We start from the raw sequence: 15,306 nt of genomic DNA on the forward strand, positions 1-15,306 counted from the left end.
AATAGTGTAAAACTCAACAGGCCTATACATCTAAGAACTGCATAGGCCTGTTGAGTTTTAAATGAAGATAGGCGAAACTATTATGTACTGATTAATCAGGTTTAAAGATTTATTTGCTGATTTCTCTTTTTGCGAGAAGCATTATAGACAATGATCACACTAATCGTCATCAGGATAAATGCTAAGAAAAACGGCGCGCCCGAAAATTTAAATGGTGCTTGGTCATGGGTGAAATAATAAAATAGGTTTGTCATCATCGGTGGACCAATAATCGATGTTGCACTCATCAAGCTTGTTAATGCACCTTGAAGTTCACCCTGTTCGTTTGAAGGAACATTTTTTGTAATAACCGATTGAAGAGCCGGTCCACAAATACCGCCTAAGCAATATGGGATAAGGAATACGAACATCATCCATCCTTCGCTTGCAAATGAGAATAACAGTAGTCCAATGGCATACAAGGTCAATCCATAGAAAATGCTTTTTTGTTCACCAAGTTTGGGTGTTGTCCAGCGAATTAAAACACCCTGAACCAATCCAATCAATAATCCAATAACACCCAATGAGATACCCACCATTCTTTCGGTCCAGTCGAATTTATACATGGTGAAGAAGTTCCAGTTACTTTGAACCGCATGACCTGCGATATATATTAAAATTAAGGCAACGATTAATCCGGATATTTCCGGGTGTTTTCCAAGAAACTTAAAGGATCCAATTGGATTTGCGCGTTTCCATTCAAAAGCTCTACGTTTTTCTTTATCTAAGCTCTCAGGTAAGATAAAATAGCCATACAGGAAGTTTAGCATACACAGTCCTGCGGCCGCATAAAAGGGAATCCTGGCGCCATAGTGACCGAGTAGACCACCGATAACCGGGCCGATAATAAAGCCTAGACCAAATGCAGCGCCTATCAAACCAAAGTTCTTTGCCCGATCTTCATCGGTGGATATATCAGCGATATAAGCACTTGCCGTTGTGAAACTAGCGCCTGTCAATCCAGCGATAACGCGTCCTAAGAATAACCAACCTATAGTTGGCGCGAGGGCAAGAAAGATGTAGTCTACCGCAAAGCCAAAAAGTGAGATCAATATAATTGGCCTTCTGCCATATTTATCGCTGAGATTGCCGACGACGGGAGAACAGATGAATTGCGTGAAAGCGTAGGCAAAGCCGAGCCAGCCGCCATATTTTGCCGCTTCACTGACATCGCTATGAATCAATTCCTCAATAAGTTTAGGGACGACAGGAATAATGATTCCCCAACCCGTAATATCGATTAGTAGTGTAATAAATATGAATCCGATTGCTGCTTTTTTCTTGGAATTTTCCATCATGATTCAAAAGTAATGAAATCCTTAAAAACTTGTCTGTTATTTAATTACTAATTTGTGGTAAGTGTTATATTTTCGGTAGTGTTAACAAACCGAAAACAAGAGGTTTTTTTCTTTCGATAGAACGCCCAGGCCCGATTAGATCGCTCGACATTTGGGATGGTGCAGCACCGGGAAATTACATGAATTCGCAATAAAACACAATTTATTTGCTTGGGCATGTAAGGATAAAGCAAGTGCTATCTGGTACTCATCTGTGATGACAACCTCGGGATGTAATATAACTTCTGTAAAGCGACCACTTCCATCTGCATTCGTTTCGAGTGTAGCGATAGCATTGTCCGTATAAGATAATATCTCAATGCTATTTTTCGAGCAGACGTATAAATAGGACATCATGTGGCAAGAAATCAGGCTGCTAAGCAGCAAATCTTCCGGATTGTACAATGCGGGGTCCCCCTTGAATGCTTTTGCTGCGGAAACGTGCAGGTCAGCTTTCCCTTCGATCGCGATGTGATGGCTTTTTGTATAAATTTTTGAACCTACAGCACTAGGCTGTTCAGGATGGTTCCAAGTTAAGGACGCTTTAAAGATATGTTTGTAACTCATTTTGTTTCAAATTTAAGGTATTATCCGATGTTATAGAACGTCTAGTCCGCCAATTGCAACTACTTCGTTTGTCATCAGACCACGGCGGCGTCTGATGACAGTACTGTTATGTGCGAACAAAAGTGATATAATCTGTGTTGACAGGTTCAATGCCATTTTTTCGCATTTCGCTTGCTATTTGCGCCCTGTGATAGGTGCCATGATTAAAGACGTGTAACAGAATGTCGTTGGCCTTGTTATGAAAAGCCTGATGCTGTGTGTTTGTATAATTGACAATTTCATCCTCCGTATCATTTATGCGCCGAATTTGCTGCCCAAATCCTTCAGAAGCTAAATCGTGATACCTTTGGCAATCGATGATACTGTGCTCATCCCAAACACCAACAGGTGGTTTTTCACCAGTTAATCGACTTAACCAAATAATCTGAGCATTGACAATATGGCTAAAGAGCCGTATGCAAGAATGAGGTACATTTTCGCCTTCACTTTTCAGTTTATCCAGGAGTGCTGTATTGGCCCAGTTATTATATAACCAAAGCTGCATAAAAGTAGTTGACATCTAATTGTTGTTTATGTGGGTTCTGTAAAATTAAATATACGGAAGATCGCAATAAATTTTTTGCAAACCCCATCAATCGTTCATTTTATGGACAATTTATGGTTGAAAATTTAAAGCGATATATTTGTTACAATTTAATTATTTTGTGCGTAATTCTATTTTTTGGATTCGCTCAGGTCTTAATTGGAATATATTCAAATTGTTAGGGTGATAGTTTGTTGTTTTTTGTCGCAGAAATGTCTTTTTGCGCTATCACTTGACAGGCCAGACTACCACAGACTAAATGATATCATTATATTAGGCTGATATTATTGAAAAGTATGCTATCTATGAACAGGTTTTTCCAAAATTACAATACGGGGAAACGTATTATTCTTCATTTGTGTTTTTGGTTTGTGATTTTGGGAATGCAATTCGTTACCTATCAGCGGATAGACATGGATAATTCCTGGATTTTATTTTTAAAAGACGTATTTTCTTTGCTGACAATTTTTTATGTTACGGGATATGTCATCATTCCGCGTTGGTTTATTCCAGGGAAGTTTGTATTGTGTATAGTATGGTTGTTGTTTATTTATGCCTGGTGGTCGTTTTTAAGTTACTTTGCTGCCCTATTAACGCTGAACTATTTAACACCAGATGTTCGCCTGTCAAGTTATCTTGAAATAATACTAAGTCAAGGAATCTTTGGTGCTTTTCGTCCTTCTTCCATTAGCGATTATTTATTGGATTTTATTTTTTTGGTGGCGCTGCCTTTGACCGTAAAAATTGTACAGGCATTTATGTCTGTCAGAAATTCAAAAATGAAACTCGAATTGAAAAATTCAGCACTGGAATTGAACAATGTACAGTTGGAACTTGCTTTCCTAAAATACCAGATTAATCCACATTTTTTACTTAACACACTTTATAGCATCTATGTACTCGTATCCGATCATGATGAAAGGGGAGGCGAAAGTATGATGCGTTTAAGTAGCATGATGGTGTATTTACTGCATGAAAGTAATCAGCCCAGGATAGATATAAGTCGTGAATTTCAATTGCTAAAGGATTATGTTGAATTGGAGAAACTGCGCTATAGTGAGACGGTTCAGATCAATCTAAATTTGGAAACAGAAGACGAAAACTGCATGGTGGTTCCTTTGATCTTTTTTCCGTTTGTAGAAAATGCATTCAAACACGGACCCCGGCTAAGTTCTTCGGCAGGATGGATATCCATAGACATTAAGGTTAAGGATGAGAAGGTCTATATGCACGTGGCTAATGCATATAGGGAACTTTCAAAACCAGAAAATTATATTGGTGGATTGGGGATAGAAAATGTAAAAAAACGACTGGAGCTTCATTATCCTCATCATCACGATTTGGAAATAAAGTCGCAAGAGGGTGTATTTAGTGTTAATCTTGTTGTAACTTTACATTCGGAAACAGAACCCTAGCACCAAAGCAGCGGGTTACGAAGTACTTATGAACAGAATTAAAACTATCCTTATTGAAGATGAGCCTATTGCGAGAGGTCGCCTGGAGAAATTAGTGTCCAAGTTAGGCCTGATTGAAATATTGGGTGTATTCGAAAACCCATTGCAAGCAATTAACGTTTTAAGGCAGCAGGAGGTAGATCTCATTTTGTCGGATATAGACATGCCTGAAATGGATGGCATTACCTTTCTCAAAGGACTTGCTCATCCACCATTTGTTGTTTTCATAACAGGGCATTATGAGTATGCGGTCGATGGATTTGAGCTGGATGTAATCGACTATATTTTAAAGCCACTCCTGACAGAAGAGCGGCTGATTAAGGCAATTGAAAAGGTTCAGAAGGCAATTTTGTTTTCTAGAAGTGGGCCACAGGGTGAAAGAAAAGCAATTAAGATAAAGGATCGGAACAAAACTATTTTTATCGATCCTACAGATATTTTCTATCTAAAAGCCTGGGGGGATTACATTCAAATTTATACGTTAGAAGGTATGCAGACTTTGCTGTCCACCATGAAAGATATGGAAGCAGAATTGCCTTGGGACATGTTTGCGCGTATGCATCGGTCTTATATTGTCAATATCAAACAGATAAAGGGTGTTGAGGCAAGTAAAGTCATTCTGAAAAACGGGACAGAACTCGGTATTGGTTTACAATATCGCAATCAGCTTTTCGCGAAGATGGGACTGCTATAATTTACCGGATTCCTATGTTCTTTCTGTTTCCCAATTTGCATCTTATAATAGCCGGCCATAAAGTGATAAATAGCAAGTTCATGTAAGCGTTGATCGGAAATGAACAATCGATTAATAAACATATGAATGTAGCTTGACAGGAGCGATGCTCGGACCGACTGGAATCTATGTTGGTCGGTATGTCTCCGTAAGGTGGAAAATATCTTACATTGAAGTGCATTGAGTCTTTTTCCGGAGCCTCCCAGATTGTCAAAAGGTTTGTTGAACCAGTCTTTTTTTTCTTTGAACTTATTGTTGAGATGAATCCAAAGCTTTTTATTATTATCAAATTCTTGCTGATAGATGGTATTCATCTGTAGGCAAAAATCTCTTTTTTCGATTAATGTAAATTCTGCAGTTTCAAATAGCGACTCCATATTTTCGAAAGCTAAGCGCCATCGATCGTTGGTTGAAGTACTTTGTTGAATAACCTCCAGTATCGTTTCGCTTTGTCGAAAGAATAACTCCTCACTAAGCTCCATACAAAAAGGTGTATACCGTTCAATTTCCCGCGTATAAGTATCGAAGGATATCGTTGAAATCTGACCAGCTTGAATGAACTGTTCCAATAGGGCATTCAATGTAGATATAATGGAAGAATACCGACTTGGATCTGTGAGCTCAACTCTAAATCTAATGTGGGGAGCCGGATCGTTGTAGCGTATAAAAAACCATTTTTTTAGGACATCTTGTTGATTAATGGCCGCTATAATTATCGGGAAAATTTCCTTTAACAAGGTGTCTGCAACATGTAAGCCGCAGTAGATTTTAGCGTAAAGCCATTCACTGCCCAAAGGGAAGCATCTTTTTAGGTTACTTTCTTGAGGGGCTGACTCATGAATGCAAGTCTCATTTCGTGCTTCTATTGGAATAATGATTTCGTTGGCAAAAATATGTCCGTCTTTATCTCTGCTTACTGATGAATAGTCATTCAGGATATATTCGGTTAATATGGTGTCTCTTTTGCATATATGATCCAATAATATGTCTATGCAAAAAGGATTGTCTAAATTTATCAATAATTCATTGTCCCCATTGCTGATGATAACCATCGCGGGGATATCTAACTCCGTTCGTATGTTTTTTATGAAAGCTTGAGGTTCAACGGGATATTTCGCTATTTTTTGAATTCGCCACTGGGCTCTAGACAAGATAATATTTTTGTAGCTTATTCTTGGGAGCCTCGGCTGCTCTTTCATAATCCCCCAATTCCAGGAAAGATCCAACCTATTATTTTGGAACTGAAAATCTGCAAGAAACTTGTATATATTCATTCCCTGTTCAAAATTGTGGGCTGTGGTTAGACGGGGTATAACCATTTTATTGAATTTCTTGGACCACAAGATTAGACGCTGGTCTTTGAGGAACAGGTATAAGTCATTCACATCAATTTGCTCTTGTTCTTCGTCGATTGTTGGGCTTATACTAATTGATGCCCTTCTTAGTGCAGGTCTATAAATTATATTTCCAGCATTGTTATCTGGATAATGACAAATCTCGGCGAGTATTGCGTTAGGAAACTGCTGTTGTTCTCTGTCGGCAGATTCTTTCAACTTGTTATGCAATTTTTCATCCAAATGTCCGAATCTGGAAATTAAGTTACCTGATGACGAACCTCCGATTGTACCCATATTGAAGCATAAATTTTCCTGACATGAAGTTCTAAGGAGATTGCCGATGACATAGAATGAAGAAGGGATAGTATTGACAGTTTGTTTACGTTGTTTAGCGATATGATCTAGATCGTTGTTGGTCAGCCGAATTTCGGTGAATTGATTTTTTACACTTTCTACAAATTTTTCAATGGCCAGATCTTGATAATGGTGGTCACCATATTTTTTTTCGCCTGTTGGAGTGATGTTTTTAACTTCCCCGAGTATTTCATCCGTTATATTGTAGACACCTTCTTGGCGGCCATAACCAATCCCAATATCTGGGTCTAAGGCTGTCGTTAGTGGGATCATTCTATCTTCATATTTAACAGAGAACGCCGCTCTAAACCGGTCGAAATCTGTTAACTTAAATGGGCTACAAAGCGGTAGTAAATCCTGAAATTGGTCTCTTATGTGATTTAATGCAGTATCTGATAAATTATTTTCTTCCATACCCATGAGCAGGTCTCCTTGCAACAAACTGGTCATATCGAGGTCGGGAGCCAGAGGCTGCAATAATCTAACGATGGCGTCTCGGATTGTAATGACAGATTGAGAACTATGAAGCCATGCCTTTATTTTTAATAAAGGATTTAAATAATTCCTCTCCTTATCTATTCTTTCTAAGGTCGCTATTAGGCTATCCATATAACCCCGACCAATTACATTGGGCTGTAATTCAGAAGAGGTGATTCCTATGCTGGTAAGATTATTTACGAATAGGCTAGCATGCGTTGTTGATGTTCCAAGATCTTGTAGCAGATCGATTAATGATTGATAGTGAGCGATTTTTTTATTGCTTTCGAAGTATTGGATGACCCGATCCAAAACAGGGGTTAGCCTTATGCGTTTCAGGACATGCTGTCCTTTCTTTCCATTTGTTACTTTTTGATAATATTTGTAATATTTACCATCTAAGTATAAGGTGGGGTTGAGACGATAATAGAGTTGACTGTAAATTCTTTTGTCTTTTGATATCTGTTCAATAATTTTTGTCAAAATGGTGGTATCCAGTTTTAAAACAGCTTGATTTGCATTTGACCTGATTATCGATACCTTTTTATCGGATGCGCTAATGTTGCCAAATGATACCCCAGCGAATAAACCGAAGGGCGTACTTCTTGTGCTCATCCTAATCGCATATTTGAGTAGTGAAGCGATCATTTTTGAGTTGCTCTCTTTTTTGTATTCAAGCCATTTTTGAACTTCCACCGAGAAGGCAGGGCTTGCCAGAAATAAGGCTCCTTTTAATTGCTCGTCTTGAAACAGACGACGAAGTTTCTCTTCTATTTCATGCCTCTCTTTCATCGCTAAAAGATCAACGGCAAATGCAGCTGGAAGTAGCGGTGTGCGCAGAAGAAAATAATCGGATAAGTGGAATAATGACATGAATTAGTTGGACTAGTATTGCATGACTTGTTTTATACAGGACTGAAACATTTGGGGTGAAATTGGTTTTTGTAGTGCAAAATGCTTCCTGTTTTTGATAAATTCCGGATATTGCCAGCGTGACACAGCGGAGGTAATGATCAGGATAGGAATATCGGCGATCAATTCGGCAAGTGTATTAATATTGCCGCCGCTAACAATCAGATCGAGGAATAAGATGTCTGCAGATTTTAAGTCATGACTAAATAATGCTGGATTTTCAATGTCTTCAACCATTCTTATCAATTGAAGATCTGGGAACATATGAATGTATTCAACTATTTTTTTTGTCGCCAGGGGTTCATCCTCAATGAGAATACATTTAAGCTTAGGTGAAGTCATATACTAGGTTCTTTTATTAGGGGGAGCGGTTTTAAAGACGATTGCTGTAAAGGCGCCTACCAGAACGCCTTCACAGCTTTATCCTCTTTTATATTATTTGTGAAGACGAAACTGTCTTCGTTGTTATAAATTCCACATCATCAAAATCAAAGAATGAGATCGGTTCGACCACGCAGACCGTTTGTACATCCAGTGCAAAATCTTCCGCTAAAAAATTTTCAGTGTTTTCCATAGTTGATACGTTTAAATCGTAGACAAATGTGCTTTCTACGGAAAAGAACAACGAAAAATATCGACAGAATTGAAAATGAATCAGACGAACTAAGGAATCTATTCGACGAAAAAATGCCGCTTGTTCCTATTTCTGTTTGTCGTGCTTTGTCCAATAGGCTGCAGATCATCATGGATATTGAAACAAGTGCTATCGTGGGCTGTTCTAAAATTCGACGAAACAGTCTTTGAGTACGATGAAATAGCGGCTGCTTTGTTGTAGGATTCTATCCGCATCATTATTTTAGACCTATCTATTTTAGCATTGAAAAACCATTTCTTTAGCCATTAAAGTTATGCTGCTAAATAGGTAAAGAATGAGATGGCTTGAGGTAAGTCTCTAAGCCAAAAAAGCATCTGCCGAATCAATAAGTGAGTTGTGTGTGCGCGTAAAACAAATGAGATTATGAATTTATCTAAGGAAATGTACGGTTTTTTGAAAAGAGAAGGTTTACGGTTATTTCGAAAAAAAATAAGCTGGCAGACCGCTGCGAAATATCAGATCTATGCGGATGAGAAAACAAAGATTGGTGTCGCATTTGACAGAATTCAAAATTTTATCGCTGGAGAGACCAGTGCATCCAGCTGGAATGGAATAAAAACCATTAAACTCGAAGAACGTGGTGATTATATTATCTACGGTTTTGTCGAAGAAATTGAACGCTAAAGAAACGTTCTCCATATACTTTTTCCGTTGCGCTTGACCTTTCGTATTTTTATCGAATAAATATTACAAATCAATTCCTTAATTGTGTAATGATTTCGATCTTATTTGTGGCCAAATTTGTTGTGTAAAATAAAACAATCAGTTATGGCGACAGATATTTATAACGATACAGTTTATCTACCTTTAGAAGATGTTGACAGCGAACATTGTGCATCGATTATCGAAAAAGGACTAGCGCATGTCAAGGGCTTGGCGAGCTATCGGGTGGAACTGAATAATCATAGAGCTGCTATCGTACCGAAGGATAGTGAGGCCGTCGTTAGTAGTGTAAAGACGATCAAAGATCTTGGTTATGGTGTTTCCACATTGACCAAAACATTCCCCGTTCTTGGGATGACTTGTGCCTCCTGTGCCAGTAGCGCCGAAAGTATGGCGAAATATGAACAAGGGGTTGTCAATGCGTCTGTAAATTTTGCAACAGGAAACCTTACGGTTGAGTATTTGCCTAATATTACGGATCATTTAAAAATCCAGAAAGCGGTTCAGGCTGGTGGCTATGATTTATTAATCGAAGATGAATCTACTCAGCAGGAAACGTTGGAGGCTATTCACGTCGAGAAATTCCGTAAGCTTAAAATCAAAACACGATGGGCAGTAATACTATCGCTTCCGGTAGTCGTGATAGGTATGTTCTTTATGGATATGCCGTACGCAAATCCTATTATGTGGCTGTTTTCCACGCCAGTAGTTCTTTGGCTGGGTAAGGACTTTTTTGTCAACGCGTGGAAACAGGCCAAACATCGTTCGGCCAATATGGATACGCTTGTTGCGTTAAGCACGGGAATAGCCTACATCTTTAGTGTGTTTAATATGCTTTTTGCTGAATTTTGGCATCAGCGCGGCTTGCATGCACATGTGTATTTTGAGGCCGCCTCAGTCGTCATTGCTTTTATTTTATTGGGTAAACTACTGGAAGAGAAGGCCAAAGGTAACACCTCATCCGCCATTAAAAAGCTAATGGGGCTGCAGCCTAAGACGGTGATGGTCATTCAATTGGATGGAACAGAGCGTCAGGTCGCTATAGAAGCCGTTAATACCGGCGATATTATTCTGGTGAAACCAGGGGAGAAGATCGCCGTTGATGGGGTCGTTATCAGCGGAAATTCCTATGTTGACGAAAGTATGTTAAGCGGAGAGCCGGTCCCGGTTTTAAAAATGGGAAATGAGCAGGTATTTGCAGGGACGATCAACCAGAAGGGCAGTTTTCAGTTCAAAGCTACAAAAGTTGGACGCGAAACAATGCTTGCACAGATCATTAAAATGGTACAGGATGCACAGGGGAGTAAGGCTCCTGTACAAAAACTGGTCGATCGAATTGCTGCTGTATTTGTTCCCCTTGTCATTGGGATTGCTATTTTAACTTTTCTGCTGTGGTTTATTTTAGGCGGAGATAACCATCTGGTACAGGGTTTATTGGCAGCGGTAACGGTTTTAGTTATTGCTTGTCCTTGCGCACTAGGTTTAGCAACTCCCACAGCAATCATGGTTGGAGTGGGTAAGGGAGCTGAGCAGGGTATTTTAATTAAAGATGCAGAAAGTCTGGAGCTGGCCAAAAGGGTAAATGCAGTTGTTTTGGATAAAACCGGAACCATTACAGAAGGTAAACCTGTTGTCACAGACGTGTATTGGAAAGGAAATGAGGATAATTTGAAAGGTATCTTGTTGAGCCTGGAGAAACAGTCAGAGCATCCATTGGCAGAAGCTGTAGTCGGGTATTTTAAAGATGTAAAAGCTACTCCAATATCCTTTATCGAAAGTATTACGGGGAAAGGTGTTAAAGGCAGTGATGGAATCGAAACGTACTCTGTAGGTAATCGCAGGTTGTTGGATGAGAATGGGATTACAATTCCGACGGATTTGATGGAACATGCCACTCAATGGGAACATCAATCCAAAACAGTGATCTGGTTTGCCAACAGTCATACTGCGTTAGCGGTAATAGCCATTGCGGACCGAATTAAGGAAACTTCTGTACGTGCCATCAAGGAAATGCAAGCACTAGGAATTGAGCTATATATGCTGACAGGCGACAACGAGGCTACAGCCAGGGCCATTGCCGCGGAAACAGGTCTTCAGCATTACAAGGCTGAGGTGTTGCCAGAACACAAAGCTGATTTTGTTAAAGAATTACAGCAAAGGGGGCATGTGGTCGCTATGGTTGGGGACGGTATTAATGACAGTACAGCCTTAGCAACGGCCGATGTCAGTATTGCAATGGGTAAAGGAAGTGATATTGCCATGGATGTGGCGAAAATGACAATTATTTCTTCTGATTTGACGAAGATACCGCAGGCTATTCGACTTTCCAAACAAACGGTCGCGACAATTAAACAAAATTTGTTCTGGGCGTTTATTTATAATTTAATTGGGATTCCCCTCGCCGCAGGTATTCTGTATCCATTCAATGGTTTCCTTTTAAACCCGATGATAGCTGGAGCTGCAATGGCATTGAGCAGTGTAAGTGTTGTCAGTAATAGCTTGCGACTTCGCTGGAAAAAATAGTGAACTATTTGAGCTATAGACAGCATTTTAAACGGTAAATATTGTAAAAAAAAATAGAAAAAATGTAAGTACAACCCGTTGAATTAAAGGGATATTTGTATAGATAATTAAATAGATTAATAATATTAAAATGAAATAACATGGAAAGCAAAGAACTTCAATTTAAAACAAACCTTACTTGTGGAGGATGTGTATCCAAAGTAAGTGCTGATCTGGATAGCGTGGACGGTATCTGTGAATGGAATGTTGACACCACAAATGCAGACAAAATTTTGACTGTAAAATCTGAAGGTGTTTCGGAGGAAGAAATCATTGAAATTATCAAAAAAAAGGGCTTTAATGCCACGGCCTACTCCGCATAATTGTTCCATAAATTTATAGAAGCATCACACCCTAAATGTTGGATAAAACTTTTAGGGTGTTTTTATGATGTATATTGATGAGACGAAACTGAGCTCAGTGTTATTCGTTTTAAATTTGAGGTTTCCTTTTTATCCATTTTAGTTTTAGCTTTCTGTTAATTAAAATGGATAAACATATTTTGAAAATTAAGTGTCATTTTAGAAAACTGGCGGATAATATCTTGTCCTATATTTCCAAATACGGTTTCATTCTTGATCTTCGATTTTAATAGGTTTATCTTTTTAAGCGCGATCGGTTTATCGCTAATATGGAAGGTATGGTGAATGATAAAGCCATCATATTCAACGTTACCACCTGCGCCCCCCATGGCGACTTTGGTCGGTATACCCTGTTTTTCTATATGTTGTTTGTAGGTTTCGTAAAACGGCGCATAAAGGATTGTTTTTTCAGCTCCTGTATCAAAGGTATAGTGCTTTCCATCAATAGCAATAAGCGGTGATAACCCATCTATTGCAAGATTTGAAGCTTTCCATGCAACCGTAGGTTTTTTTGGTACAATAAAAAAATCATCCTGTGTAAGCTGTACTTCTTGCAGTGCTTCAATAACGGGGAAGCCTATTATGCCATTGATCTGATAGGCGATTTGTGGGATATAAAGTGCACTATCTGGGAAAACCAGGAATACAGCATTCGATATGTTGATGCTACCAAGTTTTAATTGTTTACAGACTGCTAAATTGGCTTTGATAGCAATACCTGTAATGGCGTCTACATCAATATCTGCACGGATAATATCCATATGAAGTCGTTTGGCCACAGACTCCGAAACTGTCGATAGATTTGCTCCGGTGTCAAATATGAAACTTGCTGTATCGCCGTTGACCTTTACTTTAAGATTCTTCAACCCGGCTTTATCTTTCGTCATTTTAAGACGGGTATCGTCGTTGATTTCTACAAGCTGTGGCTTTACATGATCAAGTGCAGACCAGATTTTTAGATTATTTCGGAGGTCCGCTCTTGTATCTGGTGATAGCAAGGGATCAAATTCGAGTAGTATTTTTTGCGTTGTCTGTTTTGCCCCAACGTAATCTTTCAGTTTAACGAAATTATCTTCCTGAACGCGTCGTATCTTTAGTCGCAGTGTGTCGGGTAATTCTTCTGTTGCTGCGCTCAATAGTGCTATTTTTTTGTTTGAAGCGATGGGTTTATTAAAGGCGTTATCGAGTATTGCCAAAATAAAAACTTGCTCGTTGGCGTTTAAGAAAGTTTTATTTGCCTTAAACAGGTCGCGGGCGGTGAAGAAATCTTTTGATGCTATTAGCTGATATAGCATGTTGAATTTAGTTGAGGTGGATTGTCCGAAATTAAGCTGGATGGTGATAAATAACAGGAAACATATTGATAAGCATTTTTTGAAATGATTTGCTGGGAGATTCATGATGTATTCAATTAATTGTCTTTTGATCAACGATATGTTCACGCTCTTAAATGTCGGAAAAGTTCTTGTTATTTTTTTAATTTTATTGTTGCTTATTTTGCTATTGATCAAAGGTTTATGTTGTGGAGTTGTGTGCAATACTTGTGGTCTTGAATAATTAAGGTTAAATTAGCTAATGTTTTGAGAAATTTCTCCTAGGAGGATTGGATTGACGAGATCTCCGAATTCGGATTTAATCTTTTACCCCTTACTTTAAGAGAACGATTAGTGAACAGGGATTTATTTTTAATAGAATAATTTAATGAAACAAAAGACGATGAATATTAGGTTTAATGGAGGAGTTATTTTTTTTGGTCTTGCGGCTTTATCGACCAGTTTATTTTTTAGCTGTGGAAACGCTGGAAATAAAAGTGAGACCAAGGTCGAAAAGGTAGAGGAAGCTACTGAAGTTACTGCACCCACAACGCAGGAGTTATCTTTTAAGGATAAAGAGGGCAAGGTTCTTCAATTAAGTGCTTTAAAAGGTAAGGTCGTATTTATTAATTTCTGGGCGACCTGGTGTCCTCCCTGTATTCATGAACTACCTTCTATTGACCAGCTTAGGCAATCGCTTAAAGATAATAAGGATATCGTTTTCCTCATGGTGGACGTTGATGGTGACATGGAGAAGTCTTCAGCATTCATGGCGGAAAATAAGTATGATCTGCCCCTTTATATTGCAGCGGGTGAAATTCCTGCAGAATTCTTAGGGCAGTCCATCCCGACGACGGTCATCTTGGATAAGGCTGGAAAGATCGTAGAGCGTCTGGAAGGAAGCCGTGACTATGGAACTCCTGAGATAAAAAAAGCATTGCAGGATATCGCGAGCGGCAGTTAACGATCGATTATTGTAATCGCTATTTTCTATAGCTGGAGAATAGAATTTGAAGAGAAAAAACAGTATTTTCGCGGTGTCAAGTTAATTTATAGCTATGTCCGAACTTCAAGAGCAGACTGCAGTCAGAACGACTTATTTTAGTATTGTAGGTAATGCATTACTGGCATTATTAAAATGGTTAGCCGGTTTCTTTGGAAACTCCTATGCCCTGATTGCGGATGCAATTGAGTCAACAGCGGACATTTTCTCTTCATTTCTAGTGCTTCTGGGTTTGAAATATGCGCAACGGCCTGCCGACGACAATCATCCTTATGGTCATGGTCGGGTAGAACCCCTCATTACATTTATTGTCGTTGGTTTTCTCATTGTTTCTGCAACCATAATCGCTTATGAAAGTATTGAGAATATAGGAACGCCACATGACCTGCCAAAACCTTGGACCTTATTTGTTCTGGGCGGGATCATTGTATGGAAAGAAATTTCTTATAGGATCGTTATGAAGAAAAGTAAAGAAACAAATAGTTCTTCACTTCGTGCAGACGCTTGGCATCATCGAAGCGATGCGATAACATCAGTTGCAGCCTTCATTGGGATATCTATTGCATTGTTGCTCGGAAAGGGATATGAAAATGCGGATGACTACGCGGCATTATTTGCTGCTGGATTTATTCTGTATAACTGTTATCATATTTTCAGACCGGCACTTGGCGAGATCATGGATGAAAATGTATACGATGAGGTCATTGATAATATCCGGGAAGAAGCATTAAAAGTAGATGGGATAAAAGCCACAGAAAAATGTTTTGTTCGCAAATCGGGAGCTAAATATCACGTCGATCTGCACGCTATTGTTGATAGTGAAATTACGGTGAGGGAAGGACATGAGCTGGCGCATAAACTCAAAGACCATTTGGTTACGCATATTCCTGATCTCGGTCATGTGATGATCCATATTGAACCGAACGAATGTCTTTGGGAAGCAAATTGAAATGGC

General features: G+C 39.0%; 14 protein-coding genes. 7 read left to right on the forward strand and 7 right to left on the reverse strand.

Features of this window, described 5'->3' with window-relative positions:
* Positions 1-101: 101 nt before the first annotated feature.
* The 3 genes from AAH582_RS11730 to AAH582_RS11740 all read right to left on the reverse strand — a co-directional run bounded on the left by AAH582_RS11730 (position 102) and on the right by AAH582_RS11740 (position 2,502).
* Positions 102-1,337: a TCR/Tet family MFS transporter gene (locus AAH582_RS11730; protein ID WP_343322255.1), complete on the reverse strand. Its 1,236-nt coding sequence runs from the start codon at positions 1,335-1,337 to the stop codon at positions 102-104.
* A 135-nt stretch (positions 1,338-1,472) separates the two neighbouring features.
* Positions 1,473-1,943 (reverse strand): OsmC family protein, encoded by a 471-nt coding sequence (locus tag AAH582_RS11735; protein ID WP_343322256.1) that lies wholly within the window; start codon positions 1,941-1,943, stop codon positions 1,473-1,475.
* 106 nt (positions 1,944-2,049) lie between these two features.
* Positions 2,050-2,502, reverse strand: a complete 453-nt coding sequence (locus tag AAH582_RS11740) for a DinB family protein (RefSeq protein WP_046673426.1) — start codon at positions 2,500-2,502, stop codon at positions 2,050-2,052.
* A gap of 329 nt (positions 2,503-2,831) precedes the next feature.
* Between AAH582_RS11740 and AAH582_RS11745 the strand changes: the two genes are divergently transcribed.
* Both AAH582_RS11745 and AAH582_RS11750 read left to right on the forward strand, forming a co-directional pair.
* A complete protein-coding gene (locus AAH582_RS11745) occupies positions 2,832-3,941 on the forward strand; it encodes a sensor histidine kinase (protein ID WP_197084007.1) in 1,110 nt (369 codons plus the stop codon).
* 28 nt (positions 3,942-3,969) lie between these two features.
* The gene (locus tag AAH582_RS11750) at positions 3,970-4,674 is read left to right on the forward strand and encodes a LytR/AlgR family response regulator transcription factor (protein ID WP_046673424.1); all 705 of its coding nucleotides are present in this window, start codon (positions 3,970-3,972) and stop codon (positions 4,672-4,674) included.
* On the opposite strand, the gene AAH582_RS11755 is transcribed toward AAH582_RS11750, so the two are convergent.
* From AAH582_RS11755 to AAH582_RS11765, 3 genes are all read right to left on the reverse strand, one after another.
* The gene (locus AAH582_RS11755) at positions 4,644-7,754 is read right to left on the reverse strand and encodes a lantibiotic dehydratase (RefSeq protein WP_343322257.1); all 3,111 of its coding nucleotides are present in this window, start codon (positions 7,752-7,754) and stop codon (positions 4,644-4,646) included. The genes AAH582_RS11750 and AAH582_RS11755 overlap by 31 nt on opposite strands.
* A gap of 12 nt (positions 7,755-7,766) precedes the next feature.
* Positions 7,767-8,135, reverse strand: a complete 369-nt coding sequence (locus AAH582_RS11760) for a hypothetical protein (RefSeq protein WP_343322258.1) — start codon at positions 8,133-8,135, stop codon at positions 7,767-7,769.
* A gap of 88 nt (positions 8,136-8,223) precedes the next feature.
* Entirely contained in the window at positions 8,224-8,367 is a 144-nt protein-coding gene (locus AAH582_RS11765) for a hypothetical protein (RefSeq protein ID WP_156167608.1), read from the reverse strand.
* Positions 8,368-8,811: 444 nt separating this feature from the next.
* Between AAH582_RS11765 and AAH582_RS11770 the strand changes: the two genes are divergently transcribed.
* The 3 genes from AAH582_RS11770 to AAH582_RS11780 all read left to right on the forward strand — a co-directional run bounded on the left by AAH582_RS11770 (position 8,812) and on the right by AAH582_RS11780 (position 11,996).
* Positions 8,812-9,072: a hypothetical protein gene (locus tag AAH582_RS11770; RefSeq protein ID WP_156167607.1), complete on the forward strand. Its 261-nt coding sequence runs from the start codon at positions 8,812-8,814 to the stop codon at positions 9,070-9,072.
* A 144-nt stretch (positions 9,073-9,216) separates the two neighbouring features.
* A complete protein-coding gene (locus tag AAH582_RS11775) occupies positions 9,217-11,634 on the forward strand; it encodes a heavy metal translocating P-type ATPase (protein ID WP_343322259.1) in 2,418 nt (805 codons plus the stop codon).
* A 140-nt stretch (positions 11,635-11,774) separates the two neighbouring features.
* A complete protein-coding gene (locus AAH582_RS11780; protein ID WP_046673419.1) occupies positions 11,775-11,996 on the forward strand; it encodes a heavy-metal-associated domain-containing protein in 222 nt (73 codons plus the stop codon).
* Between the two features lie 155 nt (positions 11,997-12,151).
* On the opposite strand, the gene AAH582_RS11785 is transcribed toward AAH582_RS11780, so the two are convergent.
* The gene (locus AAH582_RS11785; RefSeq protein ID WP_343322260.1) at positions 12,152-13,330 is read right to left on the reverse strand and encodes a retropepsin-like aspartic protease; all 1,179 of its coding nucleotides are present in this window, start codon (positions 13,328-13,330) and stop codon (positions 12,152-12,154) included.
* Positions 13,331-13,751: 421 nt separating this feature from the next.
* On the opposite strand from AAH582_RS11785, the gene AAH582_RS11790 reads away from it, so the two are divergent.
* Together AAH582_RS11790 and AAH582_RS11795 are read left to right on the forward strand one after the other, a co-directional pair.
* Positions 13,752-14,312 carry a TlpA family protein disulfide reductase gene (locus AAH582_RS11790; RefSeq protein ID WP_156167606.1) on the forward strand — a complete coding sequence of 187 codons (561 nt, stop codon included), beginning with the start codon at positions 13,752-13,754 and terminating at the stop codon, positions 14,310-14,312.
* Positions 14,313-14,406: 94 nt separating this feature from the next.
* On the forward strand, positions 14,407-15,300 hold the full coding sequence (locus tag AAH582_RS11795; protein WP_046673416.1) for a cation diffusion facilitator family transporter: 894 nt from the start codon (positions 14,407-14,409) through the stop codon (positions 15,298-15,300).
* Positions 15,301-15,306 lie beyond the last annotated feature (6 nt).

The organism is Sphingobacterium multivorum, assembly GCF_039511225.1.
Lineage (GTDB): Bacteria > Bacteroidota > Bacteroidia > Sphingobacteriales > Sphingobacteriaceae > Sphingobacterium.